Source organism: Streptomyces aurantiaciflavus (genome assembly GCF_049808595.1).
In the GTDB taxonomy this organism is placed as follows: Bacteria; Actinomycetota; Actinomycetes; order Streptomycetales; family Streptomycetaceae; genus Streptomyces.
In genome coordinates this window covers 277754-296811 of record NZ_JBNCAQ010000007.1, presented here as the reverse complement: position 1 = coordinate 296811, position 19058 = coordinate 277754, and the positions used below count along the sequence as shown (strand labels likewise).

Annotated in this window: 19 protein-coding genes and 1 pseudogene; 4 read left to right on the top strand and 16 right to left on the bottom strand. The window is 72.5% G+C overall.

The window, feature by feature from the left end; translation table 11 throughout:
- Positions 1 to 41 precede the first annotated feature (41 nt).
- The 4 genes from ACPT94_RS10570 to ACPT94_RS10555 form a co-directional block, all read right to left on the bottom strand.
- Positions 42 to 2036, bottom strand: a complete 1995-nt coding sequence (locus ACPT94_RS10570; protein WP_360331924.1) for a flavin monoamine oxidase family protein — start codon at positions 2034 to 2036, stop codon at positions 42 to 44.
- 225 nt (positions 2037 to 2261) lie between these two features.
- Entirely contained in the window at positions 2262 to 2990 is a 729-nt protein-coding gene (locus ACPT94_RS10565) for a metallophosphoesterase family protein (protein ID WP_360331922.1), read from the bottom strand.
- Positions 2987 to 3280, bottom strand: coding sequence for a BON domain-containing protein (locus ACPT94_RS10560; RefSeq protein WP_360331919.1), 294 nt, complete (start codon positions 3278 to 3280; stop codon positions 2987 to 2989). The genes ACPT94_RS10565 and ACPT94_RS10560 overlap by 4 nt, the downstream gene beginning before the upstream one ends.
- The gene (locus ACPT94_RS10555) at positions 3277 to 3969 is read right to left on the bottom strand and encodes a nucleotidyltransferase family protein (RefSeq protein WP_360331960.1); all 693 of its coding nucleotides are present in this window, start codon (positions 3967 to 3969) and stop codon (positions 3277 to 3279) included. The genes ACPT94_RS10560 and ACPT94_RS10555 overlap by 4 nt, the downstream gene beginning before the upstream one ends.
- A gap of 270 nt (positions 3970 to 4239) precedes the next feature.
- On the opposite strand from ACPT94_RS10555, the gene ACPT94_RS10550 reads away from it, so the two are divergent.
- The gene (locus ACPT94_RS10550; RefSeq protein WP_360331916.1) at positions 4240 to 4551 is read left to right on the top strand and encodes a hypothetical protein; all 312 of its coding nucleotides are present in this window, start codon (positions 4240 to 4242) and stop codon (positions 4549 to 4551) included.
- A 54-nt stretch (positions 4552 to 4605) separates the two neighbouring features.
- Here the strand turns inward: ACPT94_RS10550 and ACPT94_RS10545 are convergent.
- The 12 genes and pseudogenes from ACPT94_RS10545 to ACPT94_RS10490 form a co-directional block, all read right to left on the bottom strand.
- Positions 4606 to 4740, bottom strand: a pseudogene (locus ACPT94_RS10545) (S-(hydroxymethyl)mycothiol dehydrogenase); the annotation flags it as partial.
- Positions 4741 to 4760: 20 nt separating this feature from the next.
- Entirely contained in the window at positions 4761 to 5693 is a 933-nt protein-coding gene (locus ACPT94_RS10540; protein WP_360331913.1) for a 3-hydroxybutyryl-CoA dehydrogenase, read from the bottom strand.
- Entirely contained in the window at positions 5690 to 6952 is a 1263-nt protein-coding gene (locus ACPT94_RS10535; RefSeq protein ID WP_360331910.1) for an acyl-CoA dehydrogenase family protein, read from the bottom strand. The genes ACPT94_RS10540 and ACPT94_RS10535 overlap by 4 nt, the downstream gene beginning before the upstream one ends.
- 27 nt (positions 6953 to 6979) lie before the next feature.
- Positions 6980 to 8098 (bottom strand): alcohol dehydrogenase catalytic domain-containing protein, encoded by a 1119-nt coding sequence (locus ACPT94_RS10530; protein WP_360331907.1) that lies wholly within the window; start codon positions 8096 to 8098, stop codon positions 6980 to 6982.
- Positions 8099 to 8219: 121 nt separating this feature from the next.
- Positions 8220 to 9680: a class I adenylate-forming enzyme family protein gene (locus tag ACPT94_RS10525; protein WP_360331904.1), complete on the bottom strand. Its 1461-nt coding sequence runs from the start codon at positions 9678 to 9680 to the stop codon at positions 8220 to 8222.
- The gene (locus ACPT94_RS10520) at positions 9677 to 10921 is read right to left on the bottom strand and encodes an NAD(P)/FAD-dependent oxidoreductase (protein ID WP_360331901.1); all 1245 of its coding nucleotides are present in this window, start codon (positions 10919 to 10921) and stop codon (positions 9677 to 9679) included. Before ACPT94_RS10520 ends, ACPT94_RS10525 begins: the two co-directional genes overlap by 4 nt.
- Positions 10918 to 11241: a 2Fe-2S iron-sulfur cluster-binding protein gene (locus ACPT94_RS10515; RefSeq protein WP_360331898.1), complete on the bottom strand. Its 324-nt coding sequence runs from the start codon at positions 11239 to 11241 to the stop codon at positions 10918 to 10920. Before ACPT94_RS10515 ends, ACPT94_RS10520 begins: the two co-directional genes overlap by 4 nt.
- A gap of 23 nt (positions 11242 to 11264) precedes the next feature.
- On the bottom strand, positions 11265 to 12488 hold the full coding sequence (locus ACPT94_RS10510; RefSeq protein WP_360331895.1) for a cytochrome P450: 1224 nt from the start codon (positions 12486 to 12488) through the stop codon (positions 11265 to 11267).
- Positions 12485 to 13015: a cupin domain-containing protein gene (locus ACPT94_RS10505; RefSeq protein WP_360331892.1), complete on the bottom strand. Its 531-nt coding sequence runs from the start codon at positions 13013 to 13015 to the stop codon at positions 12485 to 12487. Before ACPT94_RS10505 ends, ACPT94_RS10510 begins: the two co-directional genes overlap by 4 nt.
- A 205-nt stretch (positions 13016 to 13220) precedes the next feature.
- Positions 13221 to 13763, bottom strand: a complete 543-nt coding sequence (locus tag ACPT94_RS10500; RefSeq protein WP_360331889.1) for a MarR family winged helix-turn-helix transcriptional regulator — start codon at positions 13761 to 13763, stop codon at positions 13221 to 13223.
- A 35-nt stretch (positions 13764 to 13798) separates the two neighbouring features.
- Complete coding sequence (locus ACPT94_RS10495; protein ID WP_360331886.1) at positions 13799 to 14647, bottom strand: fumarylacetoacetate hydrolase family protein; 849 nt, start codon at positions 14645 to 14647, stop codon at positions 13799 to 13801.
- Positions 14644 to 15240 carry a carboxymuconolactone decarboxylase family protein gene (locus ACPT94_RS10490; protein ID WP_360331883.1) on the bottom strand — a complete coding sequence of 199 codons (597 nt, stop codon included), beginning with the start codon at positions 15238 to 15240 and terminating at the stop codon, positions 14644 to 14646. The genes ACPT94_RS10495 and ACPT94_RS10490 overlap by 4 nt, the downstream gene beginning before the upstream one ends.
- An 81-nt stretch (positions 15241 to 15321) precedes the next feature.
- Here ACPT94_RS10490 and ACPT94_RS10485 point away from each other — a divergent pair, with 81 nt between their 5' ends.
- The 3 genes from ACPT94_RS10485 to ACPT94_RS10475 all read left to right on the top strand — a co-directional run bounded on the left by ACPT94_RS10485 (position 15322) and on the right by ACPT94_RS10475 (position 19032).
- A complete protein-coding gene (locus ACPT94_RS10485) occupies positions 15322 to 16206 on the top strand; it encodes a VOC family protein (RefSeq protein WP_425245706.1) in 885 nt (294 codons plus the stop codon).
- A 64-nt stretch (positions 16207 to 16270) separates the two neighbouring features.
- Positions 16271 to 17824 carry a phenylacetic acid degradation bifunctional protein PaaZ gene (paaZ, locus tag ACPT94_RS10480; protein ID WP_425245705.1) on the top strand — a complete coding sequence of 518 codons (1554 nt, stop codon included), beginning with the start codon at positions 16271 to 16273 and terminating at the stop codon, positions 17822 to 17824.
- Between the two features lie 449 nt (positions 17825 to 18273).
- Complete coding sequence (locus ACPT94_RS10475; protein ID WP_360331874.1) at positions 18274 to 19032, top strand: IclR family transcriptional regulator; 759 nt, start codon at positions 18274 to 18276, stop codon at positions 19030 to 19032.
- Positions 19033 to 19058: the final 26 nt, after the last annotated feature.

Genomic DNA, 19058 nt, shown 5'->3' with positions numbered 1-19058 from the left:
TGGAGAGGCTCCCCTTCCTTGTGGGAGGGGAGCCTCCGCTGTCATCCTCCGTGCACCTCCAGCGCCGCCCGGACCGCGGACTCTACCGCCCCCTCGATCCACGAGGGCTTGACCGAGGTGTGGTCGCCCGCGAAGTGCAGGGGGCCCTCGGGGCTGCGGATCGCCGCCAGCAGTTCCGTGTGCTGGCCCGGGAGCAGCACGGACGCCTCGCCGTAGGCGTACGGGTCGCGCAGCCAGCTCTGGGTGCGGCCGGCGCCCGTGTAGAAGACCTCGACGCGCTGGCCGTACACCTGCTGCAGACCGCGCAGGGCGTGCGGGTAGCGCGCGTCGTCGTCGAGGGAGTCCCAGCGGGAGGCGTCGTCGGCCCAGCTGTAGGAGGCGAGGACGACGCCGCCCTCGCTGCCGTCGACCCGGTGGGACGGGTTGATCATGAAGCGGTTGGAGTTGTCGGAGATCGAGCCCCCGCCCACGATGTGCGCCGCCTCGGGCTGGTCGCGGGTCGTCCAGCGGTTGGCGGCGTAGTGCACCCGCTGGGCGTCGCTGATGTGCCCCGGCGGCACGGACGGGTGCGCGCCCAGCAGGCTTCCGTCGGCGGGAGCCCGGCCGCCCCGGTAGTCGTCGTACAACCCCGCCCGCACGGCGTCGAGTTCGCGTTTCCAGTCGGCCTCCGTGAACTCCCACCAGCGCCGGCTGAACTCCAGCAGCACCTTGGTCGCGCTGTCGTAGTGCAGCTCGGCGACGGCCCGCCGTTTCCGGTACGACATCAGCGGGCTGATCTGCACCTGGCGCAGCCCGGAGAACGGCACGGTGACGATCGCGACGTCCCCTGTGAACTGCTCGCGCACCACCTTGCCGTCGCGGCCCTCGGACACGGTCTCGATCCACACGTGCGGCCCGTCGGTGCGCACGTGCGGGGTGCCGTCGGTGCCGTGCCGGTTTGGCGCCCAGTACTCGATGCGGGTCGCGCGCCGGTCCGGCCGCAGCACGTCGGAGACCTCCCGCAGCAACGCGTCCGGCAGTGTCGCCGTACCGCCGACCAGCTCCCAGAACTTGGTGTCCGGGCTGATCAGCGACTGGCTGATGAAGCTGTGGATGAAGGAGAGCGGCAGTCGGGAGGTGAGGTTCTCCAGCGTGCCGACGAGATCGATGGTGTGCTCGTCGAAGCCGGCCTCCTCGGTCAGGAACCGGTACATCGACCAGTCCCCGTACTTCTGCACGACCCGGGCCCAGCCCCGCACCCGCTCCGGCATCGGCTTGTCGACGCGTTTGCCGTCGGCGCCGACGGTGCTGAACTCGTCACGGACGGGGTCCAGGGCCTGGCGCAGGATGGCCGAGGAGGGGGTGTCCCAGTACTTCCGCGGCACCCCGAACGACCGGTTGACCCTGCGGGGCGACTTCGCGTACTCGGAGCGGCGCACGCGGACGCCGTTGACGTGGAGCCAGGCGTTGTTGACCGGTTTGCCCTGGGCGTCGACGTCGACGAGGTGGAACGGGCGGCGCTTGACGCCGAGTTGGTCGATCAGGCTCATCACCAGCGGGTGGCTGCCGGGGATCCGCATGGCCCCCGCCTCCGCGTACTGGTGGGGGTCGGCGAACGCCTGGGCCGCGTGCTCGTGCCCGCCGGTGCGGAAGGTCTTGATCCGGCCGCCGACGCGGTTGCCGTTGGCCTCCACGAGCGTGACGTGGTGTCCGGCCCGCTTCAGCAGCCAGGCGGCCACCAGCCCGGCGGGCCCGGCGCCCACCACGAGCACCTTCTTCGCGGTCTTCGTCCCGGCGCGGGGCAGACCGGAGCCGAGGATCTTCTGGTATCCGGGCACGAGCGGCCGGTCGTGTTCGTCGACCACCAGCAGGGCCCGGGCGACCGCCAGGCACGTGGCCCAGTCGGCGGTGGACCGCGGGGGGCGGGGAGCCTGCGGTAAGGCCGTCGCCGGGCCCGGGGACACGGCGAGAGCCGCGGCACCGGCCGTACCGGCCGCGGCGGTGAACCGCCGACGGGAGAGGGAACGTGGGTCGACAGAGGCACGGAGATTGTCCATGTGCCCTGGATACGGGCGAGCGGACGGCCCGTGCGGGGCTCCGGGGTGATCACCACCTGAACGTGTAGGCGCGACGGCGCGAGCCAGACACCGCCCGTGCCTCGGGGCGCCGGGCGCGCAACCGGATGCCTCCCGCGCAACCGAAAGGCGACGGCCGCGCGTTTGCACAGCCGGTTTCCCGTACGGGTCGGCGCTGACCGAGGCGCCCTCCTGCCAGGGGGCCCGTCAGGCGGCTGTGTGCAGCTGGTACACGTTGAACGCCCGCCGGATGACCGGTTGCGCCACGTTGCGGACGCGGACGCCGCCGGCGGTCATCCCGTGTTCGGTGCCCGCGTGCGCGTGGCCGTGCACGGAGAGGTCGGCGCCCGCCGTGTCGATCGCCTCGGCCAGCAGATAGCTGCCGAGGAACGGGTAGATCTCCGGCGGCTCACCGGCGAGGGTGTCGGCGACCGGCGAGAAGTGGGTGAGGGCGACCCGTACGTCGCAGCCCTGCCGGCCCAGCTCCTCCAGCGCCGTGCGCAGACCGTCGGCGCTGCGGCGGGTGTAACGGACGAACTCCTTCATCAGCGGCTCGCCGAACTCCCCGGCGCTGCGCCCCACGAACCCGCCGCAGAAACCCTTCGTCCCGGCGACGCCGACGCGCGTCCCGTCGCACTCGACGATCGTCCCCTCACCCTCCAGGACCGTCACGCCCGCGTCCTGGAGGATGGCGGTGACCTTCTCGGGCTGCTCGTCGTGATGGTCGTGGTTGCCCAGCACCGCCACGACCGGCACCGGCAGCCCCCGGACCTCCTGCGCCACGACCCGCGCCTCCTCCTGCGTGCCGTGGCGGGTGAGGTCGCCCGCCAGGAGCAGCAGGTCGGCACAGTCGGGCAGGGTGTCGAAGGCGGGTCGCAGCAGACCCTGGCTGTCGGGCCCCATGTGGATGTCCCCGACGGCGGCGACGCGGATCATGGCAGGTCCTCCGCATGGTCGGGGGACGCGTTCTCCGCCACCAGGACGTCGGTGTGCACGGCGAGCCCGGCCAGTTCCTCGCGGACGGTCCGCAGTACCGTCTCCCGGCACTGCTCGGAGGGCACCGTGCCGGTCACCACGACCGCCCCGGCCCGCACCTCCGCCCGTACGCCCAGCTCACCGAGCTCCTCCGCGGCGAGCCGGTCGCGCAGATGGGCGACGCGGTACTCGACGTTCTCGGGGGCGCGGCCGGCGTGCCCGGCTCCCGCGCGGTCCGCGAGGGGCCTCATCGCTGTTCCTCCTTCGGCCTCGGGGGAATGACCTCCAGCCGTTCCAGGAAGTAGAAGAAGGCGTCGGGCATCGGCTCGTGCCCACACGCGTCGCGCACGGCGTCCCAGTCGACCTTCTCCCGCAGCGTGCGGGCGATCGGCAGCACCGCCCCGAAGTCGCAGTGGTGCTCGGAGAAGGCGGCCATCAGACTGTGCACCAGGTCGGTGGGCGACAGCACCGGCATGAAGACCGAGTCCACCGACAGCTCCCGCGCCCGCTCCAGCAGCTCGGTGGTCACCGGCTGGTGCGCCAGCTCGAAGATGAGGTCCACCTGCTGGCCGAGGCAGTTCGACTTCAGCAGCCAGTCCTCCGGCGGCGTGTACACCGGCAGCCCGGCCTCCCGCAGGGTCTCGGCGACGGCGTCCGCGTCCTCGGGGCGGAAGCAGAAGTCGACGTCGTGCTGGAGGTTCTGGGTGCCGCCGTGGGCGTACACGGCGACGCTGCCCGCCAGGGCGAACCGGTGCCCCTTCCGCTTCAGGATCGAGCCGACCTGTTTCGTGGCCTGCAGGATCGCCTGATTGCGATCGAGGGGCAGGTCCTCGGCGAGCACGTCGTTCTGCGGGACGAGGCCGGGATCCCCCGTGGCCAGACGCAGCTCCGCGACCCCCGCCTGCTGGTCGAGAGCGTTGTCGTCCGCGTGCTGCGTCATCATTGCCCCCTTTTTCCTGATCTTTTCCTGGTCGGTCCCGTCGTCCGGCCCGCATCCGGCGGACCGTCTCCGCGGGACCGTGACGGCGAGCACCCCGAGTACCCGGGCGCGACGGCTTAGACACGGAACGCGCGGAGGAATGCGGGGGCGTCGGCCTTCCCCGGTTCACGTCGCCGTTGCCCCGCGTCACATCGCCGTCGCGGCCCCGGACCACGTCGCTCTCGCCCCGGACCACGTCGCCGTCTCCCCGGTTGTGGGCACCCGGCCCTCATGAGCAGCAAGGACAAGCAGCAGCCCGCCCCGTCCGAGGAGCGCCGGACCGTCGAGCGGCTCGTCGCGGCCTGGCTGGAGGAGACCGAACGACACGACCGGGCCGCGGCCCGGGAGGCCCGTACCGGATGGGAGCGGGGCTCCCTGCCGGACCGGTCCGCCCAGGACCTGGCCCACTGGGTCACCGCCCGGGTCACCGACACGGGCTTCAACGAGGACGAGGGCCCTTACGTGCAGGCCCCGGTCCGGATCACCCCGGCGGACAAGCAGACCGTCCATCGCTGGCTGACGGCACAGGGGCACCGCATCTGAGGCAAGAGCGGCCCAAAGGGCCGGAGAGGCGCGAGCGGCTCCGGCCCGGTCCCGTCACAGCACCACCACCGAGCGCAGGACGTCGCCGTGGTGCATCCGCTCGAACGCCTTCTCCACCTCGTCGAGCTGGATGGTCTCGGTCACGAACGTCTCCAGGTCCAGGCGGCCCTGAAGGTGCAGGTCGATCAGCCGCGCCCCGCCCGAACACGTCACCGCCTTTCCGAGAGTCCAAGTGTCCGGGAGTCCGAGTGGCCGGAGCCCGGGTGGTCGGAGTCCGAGTAGTCGTGGAAGCCGCGTCCCGACTTCCGGCCGAGCAGGCCGGCCTCCACCATGCGCAGCAGCAATGGCGGCGGGGCGTGCAGCGGGTCCTTGAAGTCCGCGTACATCGCGTCGGCGATCGCGGTGAGGGTGTCGAGGCCGATCAGGTCGGCGAGGCTCAGCGGCCCCATGGGGTGGGCGCAGCCCAGGACCATGCCGGTGTCGATGTCCTCCGCCGAGGCGAAGCCGGACTCCAGCATCCGGATCGCGGAGAGCAGGTAGGGCACCAGCAGGGCGTTCACCACGAAGCCGGCCCGGTCCTGGGCGCGGATCACCTTCTTGCCCAGGACTCGTGTGACGAAGTCCTCGGCGCGGGACTGGGTCTGAGGGCCCGTCAGCAGGGAGGGCACGATCTCCACCAGCTCCAGCACCGGAACGGGGTTGAAGAAGTGCACCCCGATCACCTGGTGCGGCCGTGCGGTCGCCATGCCGAGTTTCATGATCGGCAACGAGGAGGTGTTGGAGGCGAGCAGCGCGTCCTCCCGGGCGACGATCCGGTCGAGCTCGGCGAACAGCTCGACCTTCACCGCCTCGTCCTCCGTCGCCGCCTCCACCACCAGGTCCCGGTCGGACAGGTCCGCGAGGTCGGTGGTGACCCGCAGCCGGCCGAGCGCGGTGTCATGTTCCGCGTCGGAGAGCTTGCCGCGTCGTACGCCGCGGTCCAGCGAGGCGGTGAGCCGGGCGCGGCCCGCGGCGGCGGCGCCCTCGCTCACCTCGTGGACCACCACGTCCAGACCGGCCCGGGCGCAGACCTCGGCGATGCCCGCGCCCATGAGCCCGCAGCCGACGACACCCACTGCGCTGATCGGGGGCGCCGCGCTCATCGGAAGGCGGCCTCTCCCGTCAGGGCCTGGCCGATCATGAGGGTGTGCATCTCCACGGTGCCCTCGTAGGTGAGGATCGACTCCAGGTTGTTGGCGTGCCGGATGACCGGGTACTCCAGCGAGATGCCGTTCGCGCCCAGGATCGTGCGGGCCGTGCGGCAGATCTCCAGCGCGGCACGGGTGTTGTTGAGCTTGCCGTAGCTGACCTGCTCGGGGCGCAGACCGCGGTCGTCCTTGGTCCGGCCCAGGTGGAAGGCGAGCAGTGTCCCCTTGGTCAGTTCCAGGGACATGTCGGTCAGCTTGGCCTGGGTCAGCTGGAAGGAACTGATCGGACGGCCGAACTGGACCCGGTCGCCCGCATAGGCCAGGGCCGCCCGGAAGGCCGAGCGGGCCGCGCCCATCGCGCCCCAGGCGATGCCGTACCGGGCCTCGTTGAGGCAGGACAGCGGCCCGCGCAGGCCCCGGACGCCGGGCAGCACGGCCGATCCCGGCAGGCGTACGGAGTCGAGGACGAGTTCGCTGGTCACCGACGCCCGCAGGGACATCTTGTGCTTGATCGCGGGCGCCGAGAAACCGGGCGTGTCGGTGGGGACGACGAAGCCGCGGATGCCGTCGTCGGTGCGCGCCCAGACCACCGCGACGTCGGCGACCGACCCGTTGGTGATCCACATCTTGCGGCCGTCGAGGATCCAGTCTCCCCCACTCTCGGCTCCTCCCCCACTCTCGGCTTCGCTCGAGCGGGGGGACCCCCATGAGCGGGAGGTGCCCCCACCGTCGCGGCGGGCGGTGGTGCGCATGCTGCCCGGGTCGGAGCCGGAGTCGGGTTCGGTGAGGCCGAAGCAGCCGATGGCGGTGCCCGCCGCGAGACGGGGCAGCCACTCCTCCTTCTGCTCCTCGGAGCCGAACGCGTGGATCGCGAACATGGCGAGCGAGCCCTGGACGGAGACCAGGGAGCGCAACCCGGAGTCCGTGGCCTCCAGCTCGAGACAGGCGAGTCCGTAGTCGACGGCGCTCATCCCGGCGCAGCCGTAGCCCTCCAGGTGCATACCCAGCAGGCCGAGCTCCCCGAGTTCCTTGGTGAGCCCGCGGATGTCCTCGATCGCCCCCTGCTCGAACCACTCGGCGATGTGCGGTTCGACGCGCCGGTCGCAGAAGGTGCGGACGGCGTCGCGGACGGCCCGCTCGTCGGGGGTGAGCAGGGTGTCGAGTTCCAGGAGGTCGAGGGGGTCGGCGGGGCGCGCGGCGTGCTGAGCGTGCATCTGGGTCTCCAAGAGGGGCAGGGGTGACTAGGCGGTGGCCGTCGGGCTGATGATGAAGTTGCTGAAGCCGCCGTTGCGTTGCGCGATGCCGCCGATGGCCTCGTTGACCTGCTCCAGCGGGAACACCCGGTGCTCCAGCGGGCCGAGGTCGAGCAGGCCGGCCTCCACCATGTCGGCCATGGCCTGGCCCTCGCCGGAGGTGAACCAGGCCGAGCCGACCAGACTCAGCTGCTGGTCCATCATCCGGTGGATGTCGACGGGCAGATCACCGGCGACGGCGCCGATGTTCACCGCGATGCCGCCGCGCGCCATCGCCCGCATACCGGCCAGGAAGGTCTCGTGCGGGGCGCCCGGGCCGAGGGCGTCGATGTAGATGTCGACGCCGTGGCCGCCGGTCTCCTCGCGGATCCACTCGTCGAGCGGGCCGTCGTCGAGGGAGCGCAGGTTCAGCCGGCCGCCCGCCAGCTTGCCGACCTGGTCGAGCAGGCCCTGGTCACGACCGGTGCCGTAGACATGGGTCAGGCCGAGGGCGGGCGCGAGGAGCGCGGCGCCGATGCCGAGGGTGCCGCTGATGCCGTTGATCAGGATTCTCCTGCCGGGACCGGCACCGGCCTTGCGCAGTGCGGAGTACATGGTGCCGAGGTAGCCGAAGCGGGCGGCGGCCTCGAAGGACAGCGCGTCGGGCAGCCGCACCAGGGAGTACGCGGGCGCGACCATGTACTCGGCGAGGCCGCCCTGGTAGCGGTCGAGGAGGTCCACCGCGGTCGGGGAGAAGCCGAAGTACCCGGCGAAGGCGTAACTGGCGCAGTTGATCGAGTCGTTGTCGCGACAGGACCGGCACGACCCGCAGGAACGGCCCGGGTTGACGTACACCCGGTCGCCCGGCTCGAAGGCCTGGACGCCCTCGCCGACGGCCTCGACCACGCCCGCCGGGTCCAGGCCGAAGATCGCCGGGAGGGTCGGCAGGGGGCTGTGCGGGAACCACGTGGTCCACATGTTCAGGATGTTGGCGAGGTTCGGGACGATGTTGACGGCGTGCACGGCCACGCGGACGTCGCCCGGGCCGGGCTCGGGAACGGGCAGTTCCTCGAGCTTCATCGGCTCGCCGACGTGGTGCATCCGCGCGGCTCGCATGGTCGCACTCATGGCCTCTCCTTGGGTGTGGGTGGGGAGACGTCGCCGGTGGCGCCGGCCCCCATCTCGGGTGTGCGGGGGTGTGGGGGAGGTGCGGTGACGGTGCGGCTCTGAAGGGACTCGGAGGGTGGGGTCAGTCGTCGAGCAGGCTCGTCAGCCGGGCCCGCTGGAGCTTCCCGGTCGCCCCGCGGGGCAGTGCGCGGACCACGCACAGTCGCCGGGGCCACTTGTGCCGGGCGAGCCTGCCGTCGAGGTGACCTCGGACGTCGTCCAGGGTCGGGGTGCCGGACTCGGTGACGAGGAAGGCGGTCACGACCTCGCCCCAGACCGGGTCGGGAGCACCGCAGACCGCGACCTCGACGACACCGGGGAAGTCGGCGAGGGCGTTCTCGACCTCGGCGGGGTCGACGTTCTCCCCGCCGGTGATGATCGTGTCCTTCAGCCGGCCGACGACCTCCAGCCGGCCCCCGGCGTCGAACCGTCCACGGTCCCCGGTGTGGAACCAGCCCTCGGCGTCGGTCACGGGCAGCGGTCCGGCGGCGGTCCGGTACGCGGACGCGACCGACGGTCCGCGCACCCAGATCTCACCGGCCGCGTCCGCCGGCACGGGGGAGCCCGTACCGTCGACGACCGCGATCTCGACGTGCGGAGCGGGCGCCCCCGCCGAGGTGGCCGGCTCCGTCGGCGCGGAGTAGGTGACGCCGGCGCTGGTCTCCGTGAGTCCGTAGGAGTTGACCACGCCGATCCCGCGGGCCCGGAACTGCTCGCGGGTCGCCGACTGGGCCGGCGATCCGCCGGAGAGGATCCACCGGAGCGTGTCCAGGTCGGCGCTGGTGAAGCGGGGGTGCCGGGCCAGCAGGGCGGACATGGCCGGGACGGAGAAGGCGCAGGTCACCCGGTGGTCGCGGACCAGGTCGACGAACAGGTCCGGGTCGAACCTGGGCGCCAGGACCACGGTCCCGCGCCGGGCCCAGGTGTACTGCGGAAGCCCGCCCAGGACGGCGACATGGGCCAGCGGCGTGGAGACGAGCGCGGTGTCGTCCTCCCCGACGGGCAGCCGGGACAGCCCGTTGACCATGCTCCAGTACAGGTTGTCGTGGGTGAGGGCCACGCCCTTGGGCCGGCCGGAGGTGCCGGAGGTGAAGGCGATGACCGCGATGTCGGAGCCGGCCGGGGGAGCGGACGCCGGCGCCTCGGGTCCTGACTCGTCCTCGCAGTGCAGGTCCTCCCAGGCCAGACGGATGCCCGACCCCTGCGGGAAGCCCTCGTCGGCGAGCACGGCCCGCGGTTCGGTCTCCTCGCACACGACCGTGAGCTCGGCGCCGGTCACCTGCGGGTGGAGCGGCACGAGCACCGCCCCCATGCGCGTCACCGCGAAGAGGGTGATGAGGGCCTCGGGCCGGGCGGTCCCCTGCATCACGAGGCGGTCGCCCCGGCTCACCCCGGCCTTGTCGAGGCGGGCCACGGTGCGCCGGACCGCCAGGTCCAGCTCGGCGTAGGTCCAGGACCGGTCACCGAAGACGAGCGCGGTGCGGGGGCCCGCCTCGGCCGCGCCGGCCACGAGGTGAGCGCCGAACCAGGTGGCTCCCCTCATGTCCGCACCTCCGTCGCACGTCTGGCGCGGGCGAGCGCACCGAGCGTCGAGCCCGCCAGGTCGGCGGCCCGCACGGGCGTGTCCCGCCCCAGCAGACGCCGCGCGGCCAGATGCTCGGCGGGCCAGTTCAGCGTCTCCACGGCCACCAGCCGGTCGTCGCGGAAGGCGTACGCGGCCAGTCGTCCCGGCGAGTCGCCCGCGACCAGGTGCACGGCGTCGTCGGGTGCGCGCAGCCCGGCGATCTGCAGCCTGATGTCCCCCTGGTCGCTCCAGAACCACGGCAGACTCGCGTACGGCTCCGACGCGCCGGCGATGCGGCGGCCCACCAGGGCCCCCTGGTCGGTGGCGTTCTGCACGGACTCCAGCCGGACCAGGCCGTCCGTGTGCGGATGCGGATGGCGGGCGCAGTCCCCGACGGCGGAGATCCGCGGGTCGGTGACCGAGCGCAGCAGCTCGTCCACGATCACGCCGTCGTCCACGGCCAGGCCGGCGTCCCGCGCGAGCTCGTCCCTGGGGACGGCTCCGATGCCGTAGACGACGAGGTCGGCGGGGAGCGTGCCGCGGTCGGTGACGACTTGCCGCACCCGGCCCTCCGCGCCCTCGACGGCGCGCACGGCCGTCCCGGTGAGGACGCGGACGCCGCTGCGCTCGTGCCGTTCCCGCAGGTGCCGCTGGAGTTGCGGGGAGACGGCCCGGCTGAGCAGCCGGTCGGCCAGCTCGACGACGGTGACCCGCGCGCCGCGCGCCGCGGCGACCTGGGCCAGTTCGAGACCGATGAAGCCTCCGCCGACGACGACCACGTCACGGGCCGTCGACAGGGCCCGGCCGATCGCCAGGGCGTCGTCGAGGGAGCGCAGGGCGTGGACGCCGTCCAGCTCGGCGCCCGGGACGGGCAGCGGCCGGTTGCGGGCGCCGGTCGCCAGCACCAGGTGGTCGTAGGGGACACGGGCGCCCGCGCGGGTGACCACCGTGCGGGCGGTCCGGTCGAGGGCGACCACGTCGTCACCGAGACGCAGGTCGATGTCCCGCTCGCGGTAGAAGGACTCCGGTACCAGGCCGACGCGCAGGCCCTCCGGCTCGGTGTGGGCCTTCTTGGACAGCGGCGGCCGCTGGTACGGCAGGTGGCGCTCGTCGGCGAGGACGGTGACCGGGCCGTCGTACCCGGCGCCGCGCAGGGCCGAGACGACGCTGAAGCCGGCCTGCCCGCCGCCGACCACGACCACGCCCGCGGTGGACGTCATACCTGCTCCTCGGGCACGTGCACGACCAGTCCGTCGGTTGCGTCGGAGAGCTGGACCTGGCAGCTGAGCCGGCTGGTCGGCCGGCGCTCGGCGGCGGTGAAGTCCAGCATCTCGTCCTCCACGTCGTTGGGCGGCCCGACCAGGTCGGCCTGTGTCGCGTCGACGTAGACATGGCAGGTGGCGCAGGAGGCGTTGCCCCCGCACTCGGCGACGATGCCCTCGACGGCGTGGGAGACGGCCGCCTGCATGAGCACCGTGCCCGACGCCGCGGTGACCTTGCGTTCGGTGCCGTCGGGCAACTGGAAGATGACGGTTGGCATGAAGTCCTCCCGGGGGGAGCGGCTCAGGCTGCTTGCCAGGTGACGTGCAGCGAGGTGAGTCCTCGGAACACCCAGCCCTCCAGGCGGTCCGCGGCGCAGTCGCCGTCGGATGCTGTCGCGCCCTCGACGAGGCGGAGTCCCTTGAGGCGGCTGAAGACGAGGGGCCAGGCGATCGCGCTGACCTCGTGGCGCGCGACCCACGCGCCCATGCAGAAGTGCGGGCCGCCGCCGAAGGCGAGGTGCGGGCGGTGCGGGCGGTCGATGTCGAAGTCCTCGGCCCGCTCGAACACCGACTCGTCGCGGTTCCCCGAGGCGATCACCAGCGCCACGCGGCTGCCGGCGGGCAGGGTGACCCCGGCGATCTCGTGGTCCTGGGTGAGCTGGCGCGGGTACATCCCGATCGGTGAGACCCAGCGGGCCGTCTCCTCGAAGACCCGCTTCCACAGCGCCGGGTCCCCGGACACCCGGTCCAGCACCTCGGGGCGGCGCAGCAGGGCCCAGGCGCCGACGCCGAAGACGTCGCGCGGCTCGTTGACTCCTCCGCCGATGATGACCTTGATGTTGTTCTGGATCTCGGCGAGTGTCACCGGTTCCGGGGCGTTGACCATCGAGGAGATCACCGAGCCGTCGGGCTCGCGCCGGGCGGCCTCGGCCGCCTCGGCCACCGCCTCCTCGATGGCCCGGGTCGCCTGCTCGGCGCGCAGCCACAGGTCGGGGTCGTTCGCGTAGTTGCTGTTGCCGTCCATCATCGCCCGCGACCAGGCGGCGACGTCCCCGGCGCTCGTCCCGCGCAGGCCGAGGACCAGGGCGAGGTTGGCCGCGACGAGCGGCTCGGCGAAGTCGGCGATCAGGTCGGCCTCGCCGCGGCCGGCGACGCGGTCGAGCAGCTGGTGCGCGGTGCGTTCGAAGGCGCCCGCCCACAGGTCGCGGACCTGGCGGGGGCGGGTGGGCGGCTCGGCCGCGGCCCGCAGCCGCCGGTGCTGGGGGTCGTCCTCGCGGAGCATGTTCGGGCCGACCGTCCGCAGCAGCAGCGAGCCCTCCTCGCGGGAGCTGAACACCTCGGGCAGCTTCTCCGCGTGGACGATGTCGTCGTAGCGGGTCAGCAGGTGCCGGCCGACCGAGGGCACCCAGGCGAGCGGGGCGGTGCGGCGCAGCTCGGCGTAGGCGGGGTACGGGTCGCGGCGCAGGTCGGCGAGGTCCAGGTCGACGACGGGTGCTCCGGGCGCCGCGGTCGTCAGGGCGTTCACGCGGTGCCGTCCGCGCCGATCAGCACGAAGAACATCGTGGCGGGCTCGGTGCCGTTGTTGCGCCAGGCGTGCCGGGTGCCGTTCTGGACGACGAGGTCACCGGGCCGGAGGACCGCGATCTCCCCGCCGTCGAGGTCGAGGACGATCTCGCCGCTGAGGACGACGCCGTAGTCGACGGTCGGGGTGGTGTGCATGCCCGGCGCGTCGGGCTCGAAGAGCTCGGCGAGACCCGGGGTGGCCGCCAGCTGCTCGGCGCCCGCGGCGGCGGGGTCCCAGCTCGGGTCGGCGTAGACACTGGCCGGCGGGAAGGTGACGGTCAGCGCGATCGTCTCGCCGGGGGCGGGGACGAAGGACTGCAGGGAATCCGTCGGGTCGGCCGACGGGACGGCGGGCGCCGCCGTGTTCCACACCAGGGAGCGGGCGAAGCCGGGGGTGTGGGTGTAGTGACGGGTGCGCGGCGGCTCGCCGTCGCTCACGATCACGGGCTTGCCGCTGGAACTGACACCGGTGACGACACGACGGACCATGATTCTCTCCCTTGAGAAACCGACGACGGGGGCGTCAGATGGTGAGGGTGGCTGAACGTTAAAGCACGATGCGGAAAATCGTTAGAGTTATGACAGTAAAAGTTCTGACGATCTCTGGGGTGTCGAGCAGCCACGGGCTTCGGGCGCGCGAAAGGCTAGGGGTGCCCGGAGCGCACCGGGCACACGCCGTGGGACCTGCCGGCGGTCAGTCCTCGGCCGGGGTCTCCTGGTTGACCAGAGTACGCAACAGATGCACCAGCTCGCTGAGCTGGTCGTCGCGCAGGACGGCCGTCCACGCCCGCTCGCGGCGCGTCTGGGCCGCGATGGCCGCGCGCAGCGTCCCGCTGCCCTCCGGGGTGAGCTCGACGACCAGCTGACGGCGGTCGGACTCCACGCGCCGCCGTGTCACGAGCCCGCGGCTCTCCAGGGTCGCCAGCGCGCTCGAGATGCTGGCCCGGGTCGACCCGGAGACCCGCCCGATGTCCTGCTGGGCGAGCGGCCCGTACACCCACAGGGCGTTCAGGATCCGGAAGCCCGCCCAGGTCAGACCCAGCGGCCGGTGGACGTGTTTCTCGAAGTCCTTGGTCAGCCGCGCTTCGAGGCGGGTGAGGTCGGTGACCATCTCGATCGCGTCGAGGTCCCGGGGATCGGTCGTGCCCAGCTCACGATGGTGGTGGCGCAGCAGCTCCGAGAACTCCCGGGTCCGGCTCGCGCCCGCGGTCCCCGCCTCACGCACGGTGTCCGTCACGGTGTCCCACCCTTCCTCGTCCGGCCCGGCCGGTGTCAGCCGGCCACGACCGGATTGACCATAGTCCCCACGCCCGTGACCTCGGTCCGCAGGACCTTACCCTCGCCGAGGTACAGCCGGGGGGTGCGGCGGACCCCGCAGCCGGCCGGGGTACCGGTGAAGATCAGGTCGCCCGGCTCGAACGTCACCCGCTTCGACAGCCAGGCGATCAGCTCCGGCACGCTGAAGATGAGGTCCGAGGTGCGGCCCCGCTGCACCTCCAGGTCGTCGACCCAGCCGGCCACCTCGATGTCGTCCGGGTCCTCGAACTCGTCGACCGTCACCAGGTACGGGCCGATCGGGCTGAAGGTGTCGTACGACTTCGGCAGCGTGAACTGGTTGATCGGCTTGCGCCACTGCTCCTTGCGGTCGCTGATGTCCTGACCCGCGGTGACGCCCGCCACATACGACCAGGCCTCGGCCTCGGGGATGTTCTTGCCGACCCGGCCCATCACCACCACGAGCTCCGCCTCGTAGTCGACCTTGTCGTACTGCGCCTCCACCACGATGGAGTCGTACGGCCCCACGACGGACGAGGCGAACTTGGCGAACACCGACGGCTCGTCCGGGACGGGCAGGTTGGACTCCTCGGCGTGCGCCCGGTAGTTCAGCGCCACGCCGATGGCCTTGTACGGCTTGGCCACGCGGCCCAGGTCACGGGGGTCGAACGCCTTCCAGTCCGAGTCCGCGGCCCGCTCGGCGAGGGCGCGCAGCTCGTCGTGGAGGGAGAGGTCGGACAGGACCTCCAGGCGCGGCTCGATCGCTCCCTTGCCGGCGTCGGCGATGTCGAGGGCGCGGTCGTCGCGCACGAGGACGGGGCGGCCGGCGAGGTTGGCGAGCTTCATGCGGCTTCTTCCTTCTGCTGGTCGGCGGGGAGCGGCAGGGGGAGTGCGAGCTCGCCCTCGACCCGCACCCCGAGGGTGTTGACGACGGTGGCGATGGTGAGGTACTGGCCGACGGTGTAGAGGACGTCGATGATCTGCTCGGTGCTCAGGTGGTCCGTCAGCCGGCCCCACAGCTCGTCGTCGACGCCCTGGCGGTCCAGGAGCGAGTCGGTGGCGGTGAGCAGCACCCGGTCCGGCTCGTCCAGCCCGTCCCACTCGCCGTTCACCGCGGCCAGGATCGTGGCGTCGGCGAGCCCGGCGCGGCGGGCGATCCGTACGTGCTGGTCCCACTCGTACGCGGCCCGCGCCCGGGCGGCGATCCGGAGGATCATCAGCTCCCTCGACGGCAGCGGCAGGGTGTTCTTCCCCAGCACGTGGTTGCCGAAGACGATGAAGCGGCGCAGCGCGTCCTCGTGGTGGGCGAGGGTCGCCCAGATCGTGTAGATCCGGCCGTCCTGGTCGCGGTACGGCGCCAGCGACGCCAGTGTCCTCTCGTGCAGCTCGCTCTCGTCGACGGGCTGCAGGCGGGCCCTCTCGGGCACATCTCCCGGCATCGGGGACCTCCTCGGCTCGATGGCGTCAACGTATTCGTATGACCCTTGACCGTCAAGGGTCTAACAAATACCGTCTTCGCCATGACGATCCAGAGCCTTGGGTACGTGGGCATCGGTACGCCCGACCCGGATGCATGGGCGGAATACGCCCGCAAAGTGATCGGCCTCGCCGTCGAGCCCGCCGCAGCGTCCGACAGCGGCTCCGCCGCGGCGGGCCAGCCGGTGCGCCACCGCCTGCGGATGGACCAGCACCCGTTCCGCATATGGCTGACGGAGGCCCCGAAGGGTGGCGTCACGGTCATCGGCTGGGAGGTGCGGGACGCGGCGGCGATCGACGAGACGACGGTCCGGCTCAAGGAGGCCGGGGTCGACGTCACCGTCGGCACCGAGGAGGAGTGCCTGGAGCGCCAGGTGGCCCGGATGGTGCACTTCACCGGCCCCGTCGGCATCCGCACCGAACTGTTCTGCGGCCGGCGTCTCGCGGCGAGCCAGTTCGTGTCCCCGCTCGGCGTCGACTTCGTCACGGGCGACCAGGGCCTCGGGCACGTCGTGATGAAGACACCGCACGTCCAGGAGGCGGTCGACTTCTACTGCGACGTCCTCGGCTTCCGGCTCAGCGACACCGCCGACTTCCCCTGGGGCACCTTCCACTTCCTCGGCTGCAACCCGAGGCACCACAGCATCGCCTTCGTCCGCTCCTACAAGAACGAGGGCACCCACCACATCCTGTGCGAGGTGACCACCCCGGAGGAGGTCGGCCGCGCCCTGGACCGCACGCGTGAGCACGACGTCAAGCTGATGGCGACGCTCGGCAAGCACTCCAACGACGGGATGTTCTCCTTCTACATGACCTCGCCGGCCGGCTTCGGCATCGAGATCGGCGCGGGCGGCGTGCAGGTCGACGAGAGCACCTGGGTCAGCCGCGTCCACACCGCCGACGTGTGGGGCCACCACCCGGTCGACTGACCGTCCCGCTCCCGCTTCCCGCCGACGTCCCGAGTCGCCCTTCCGACGAAAGTGGTCGTATCCCATGCTCGACAGCTACCTGCAGGACACCTGGGTCACCCCGGCGGCCACCGACGACGCGGCGGCCGACGTACGCGACGCGGTCACCGGGGAGACCGTCTGCCGTGTCTCCTCCGAAGGCCTCGACCTCGCCGGCGCGTTCGGCCACGCCCGGCGCACGGGCGGGCCGGCCCTGCGCGCCCTGACCTTCCACCAGCGGGCCGGCCTCCTCGACGCGCTGGCCGCGGCCGTCCGCACCCGCCGCGAGGAGCTCTACGCCCTGTCCGCCCGCGCCGGAGCCACTCTGACGGACGCCCGCTACGACGTCGACGGCGGCATCCGCGTCCTGCGCGACTACGCCACCCGCGCCCGCGCCGAACTCCCCGACGCGCCCCACCTGGTCGAGGGGCCGGCCGAGCGCCTCGCGCGCGGTGACGACTTCCTCGGCGTCCACCTGTGCACCCCCTCCCCGGGTCTGATGCTCCAGGTCAACGCCTTCAACTTTCCCGTCTGGGCACCCCTGGAGAAGCTCGCCCAGGCGGTGCTCGCGGGGATGCCGAGCGTGGTGAAGCCGGCCACCCCGACCGCGTACCTCACCGCCCACCTCGTGCGGATCGTCACCGAGGCCGGTGTCCTGCCGCCCGGGGCCCTGCAGATGGTCGCCGGATCCGTGCGACCGGCCCTCGGCCTGCTCGGTGAGCAGGACGTGCTGTCCTTCACCGGCTCGGCCGCCACGGCGGCGACCCTGCGCACCCACCCCAACCTGGTGGCCCGCTCGGTCCGGTTCAACGCGGAGGCCGACTCCGTCAACGCCATCGTCCTGGCGCCGGACGTGACGCCCGGATCCCCGCTGTTCGAGGCGTTCGTGCGGGAGGTCGTGACCGAGATGACGGTCAAGGCGGGCCAGAAGTGCACCGCGATCCGCCGCGTCCTCGTCCCGCGCGAGCACGAACCCGCCGTCCTGGACGCCCTCTCGTCCGCGCTGGACGCCGTGACCGTCGGCCACCCGGCGGCGGACGGTGTGCGGATGGGCGCCGTCGTCAGCCTGGAACAGCGCGACGACGTACGCCGGGCGGCGCGCAGGATCGCCGAGTCCGGCCGCTTCGTCCACGGCGACCCCGACAAGGTGCGGGTGGTCGACGCCGATCCGGAGCGGGGGGCCTTCCTCGACACCCTCCTCATCTCGGCCGACCCGGACGCCTCGGCACCCCACGAGGTCGAGCCCTTCGGACCGGCCGCGTCCGTACTGGCCTACCGCGACACCGCGCACGCCCTCGACCTGCTCGCCCGCGGCCGGGGCAGCCTCGCCGCGTCGGCGGTCGGCGACGACCTCGCCTGGACGACCGCCTTCGTCCGGGAGACGGCCGCCTGGCACGGACGGCTGCACCTGCTGGACTCGGCGAACATGGACCGGACGACCGGACACGGCTCCCCCCTTCCCGCCCTGAGGCACGGCGGTCCCGGCCGGGCCGGCGGCGGCTCGGAGATGGCGGGGATCCGCGGCGTCCTCGACCTGATGCAACGAACGGCGCTCCAGGCATCACCGAGGCTGCTGGACTCCCTCACCGGAGGTTCCTGAGCCGGTCCCTGCTCCAGCGAGGGACGCGACGGCCGCGCCCTGCGGCAACCGATGCGCCCGGCGCGACGGATGCGCCCGGCGCGCCGAGGGCGCGGCACACGCGCCGGTGCGCGAGGCGCGCGGAACCGTGTGCGGCAAGGCGTGCAGGGTCGCGGTCCTGCCCGTGCCGCGCGCCTGGCGCGCGTGGAAATGTGTGCGGTGCGATGTGCAGGGCTGCGCGCCTTGCCTGCGGGTGTGCCCGGAGCGGGTGGGAGCGTGTGCGGTGCGGCGTGCGCGGCTGCGTGCCTTGCCCGCGGGTGTGCCCGGCGGGCGTGGAAGTGGGTGTGGCGCGGTGTGCAGGGTCGCTTGCCTCGCCCGCGGGTGTGCCCGGCGGGCGCGGGACCGTGTGCGGCACGGTGCCGTGGACCGTGTGCCTTGCCCGCGCCGCGCGCCTGGCGCACGCTGGTCGTATGGGTGAGCACGCCGGCCCCACGCTCATCACCTCCGTCCAGCGCGCCTTCCGTCTGCTGGAGGCGGTGAGCGCGCACGCGAACGGCGCACCGGCCAAGCAGCTGGCGCGTGAGACGGAGCTGCCCCTGGCCACCGCCTACCACCTGCTGCGCACGCTGGTCCACGACGGATATCTGCGAAAGCTGGACGACGGCGGTTTCGTCCTCGGGGACAAGCTGGAGACGCTGCACACCACCGGCCGTGGACAGGCGCTGCTCAGCCGGGTCCGCCCCACCCTCGCCGCGCTGCGGGACGAGCTCGCGACCGCCGCCTACCTCACCTTCTACGAGGAGGGCGAGATCCGGGTCGCCGAGATCGTCGACGGGCCCCGGGCGCCCCGCGTCGACCTGTGGGTGGGGTTCGAGGACGCGGGACACGCCACCGCGCTGGGCAAGTCCGTGCTGCGCGAGCTGGACGACGACTCCCGCAAGGACTACCTTTCCCGGCACCCGCTGGTCGATCTCACCCCCCGGACGATCACCAGCCCTCCGGAACTGCTCCGGCAGCTCGACACCTCACCCGCGGCCCCGGCCGTCACGGACCTCGAGGAGTACTCCCTCGGTACCGTCTGCGTCGCCGTGCCCGTCTACAGCGGGGGCACGCTCGGTTCGCTCGGCGTCTCCCTGCCGACGGAGCGGCTCGCCCGCCTCGAGGAGATCCGGGCCCGGCTGATCCCCACCGCGAGCCGTGTGACCAGGAACCTTTCGCTCACTATCTGAAAATCCGCTCCTTGTGGCGATCGGGC

Coding starts and splice junctions, on each gene's coding strand:
- ACPT94_RS10530 (WP_360331907.1), bottom strand. CDS start 8,098: ATGAGTGCGACCATGCGAGCCGCGCGGATGCACCACGTCGGCGAGCCG.
- ACPT94_RS10505 (WP_360331892.1), bottom strand. CDS start 13,015: ATGGTCCGTCGTGTCGTCACCGGTGTCAGTTCCAGCGGCAAGCCCGTG.
- ACPT94_RS10555 (WP_360331960.1), bottom strand. CDS start 3,969: ATGACGCAGCACGCGGACGACAACGCTCTCGACCAGCAGGCGGGGGTC.
- ACPT94_RS10475 (WP_360331874.1), top strand. CDS start 18,274: ATGGGTGAGCACGCCGGCCCCACGCTCATCACCTCCGTCCAGCGCGCC.
- ACPT94_RS10535 (WP_360331910.1), bottom strand. CDS start 6,952: ATGCACGCTCAGCACGCCGCGCGCCCCGCCGACCCCCTCGACCTCCTG.
- ACPT94_RS10570 (WP_360331924.1), bottom strand. CDS start 2,036: ATGGACAATCTCCGTGCCTCTGTCGACCCACGTTCCCTCTCCCGTCGG.
- ACPT94_RS10550 (WP_360331916.1), top strand. CDS start 4,240: ATGAGCAGCAAGGACAAGCAGCAGCCCGCCCCGTCCGAGGAGCGCCGG.
- ACPT94_RS10515 (WP_360331898.1), bottom strand. CDS start 11,241: ATGCCAACCGTCATCTTCCAGTTGCCCGACGGCACCGAACGCAAGGTC.
- ACPT94_RS10540 (WP_360331913.1), bottom strand. CDS start 5,693: ATGAGCGCGGCGCCCCCGATCAGCGCAGTGGGTGTCGTCGGCTGCGGG.
- ACPT94_RS10495 (WP_360331886.1), bottom strand. CDS start 14,647: ATGAAGCTCGCCAACCTCGCCGGCCGCCCCGTCCTCGTGCGCGACGAC.
- paaZ (WP_425245705.1), top strand. CDS start 16,271: ATGCTCGACAGCTACCTGCAGGACACCTGGGTCACCCCGGCGGCCACC.
- ACPT94_RS10490 (WP_360331883.1), bottom strand. CDS start 15,240: ATGCCGGGAGATGTGCCCGAGAGGGCCCGCCTGCAGCCCGTCGACGAG.
- ACPT94_RS10520 (WP_360331901.1), bottom strand. CDS start 10,921: ATGACGTCCACCGCGGGCGTGGTCGTGGTCGGCGGCGGGCAGGCCGGC.
- ACPT94_RS10565 (WP_360331922.1), bottom strand. CDS start 2,990: ATGATCCGCGTCGCCGCCGTCGGGGACATCCACATGGGGCCCGACAGC.
- ACPT94_RS10485 (WP_425245706.1), top strand. CDS start 15,322: ATGACGATCCAGAGCCTTGGGTACGTGGGCATCGGTACGCCCGACCCG.
- ACPT94_RS10560 (WP_360331919.1), bottom strand. CDS start 3,280: ATGAGGCCCCTCGCGGACCGCGCGGGAGCCGGGCACGCCGGCCGCGCC.
- ACPT94_RS10525 (WP_360331904.1), bottom strand. CDS start 9,680: ATGAGGGGAGCCACCTGGTTCGGCGCTCACCTCGTGGCCGGCGCGGCC.